Origin of the sequence: Bartonella sp. AC130YNZD (genome assembly GCF_042196865.1) — a bacterium.
Taxonomy (GTDB): Bacteria; Pseudomonadota; Alphaproteobacteria; order Rhizobiales; family Rhizobiaceae; genus Bartonella.
The window spans coordinates 1-614 of record NZ_JBHIQZ010000169.1; the positions used below are offsets into that span (position 1 = coordinate 1).

General features: G+C 47.4%; 1 protein-coding gene. It reads right to left on the reverse strand.

Going from position 1 to position 614, the window contains the following annotated elements; all coding sequences use genetic code 11:
• Window positions 1-614, reverse strand: a 614-nt coding sequence (locus ACFINU_RS10315; protein WP_375667737.1) for a terminase gpA endonuclease subunit, incomplete at both ends; no start/stop codon positions are given.

A 614-nucleotide genomic window follows, 5' to 3' on the forward strand; every position in this document is an offset into this window, starting at 1 on the left:
GTTGCTTCAGGACCCGATTTTTTAAACCGTGCTGTAATGATATCTTTCGCGGCGTCAACCCCAACAATATAAAGATTAATCTGTCCTTTATTGTTTCTGCTTGGTCGGCGCGGCCATACTGCACGCCATCCCGCTTGTCCCTTAATTCCCCAGATACGTCGTCCCTCACGCGGGCGCACGTAATTATAAACCGCTTGTGTGTGTCCACCACCGGTATCAATACAAGCCGCCGTTATCTTGATGCCATCTTTGTAACCTGGATGTGGCCAGCGTCTTGTAAGATATTCATCCAATTGGTCCCACACTTCAAAAGAAGAGGGGTCACCAAGGATCACTTGATAATCAATATGCCAACTTTCTTCACTGCGTCCCCATCCCACCACTTCAAGTTCTAAGCGGTCATTTTGCACATCAATACCCGCTGTCAACAACACGGCTTGTTCTGGTACCAATGGATAATCTTCGCGTTTTGCATAGAGGCTATCAGGGTCAACAACTTCGCCTGTTCTGTCCTCCCATGGCTCTCCAAGAACTGTATTAATAAAAACTTGCAAAAGAGCAGGGTCTTCTTTGGCTCTTAAAAATTCGCGCGCACAATCGCCCCAAGTCAGCCA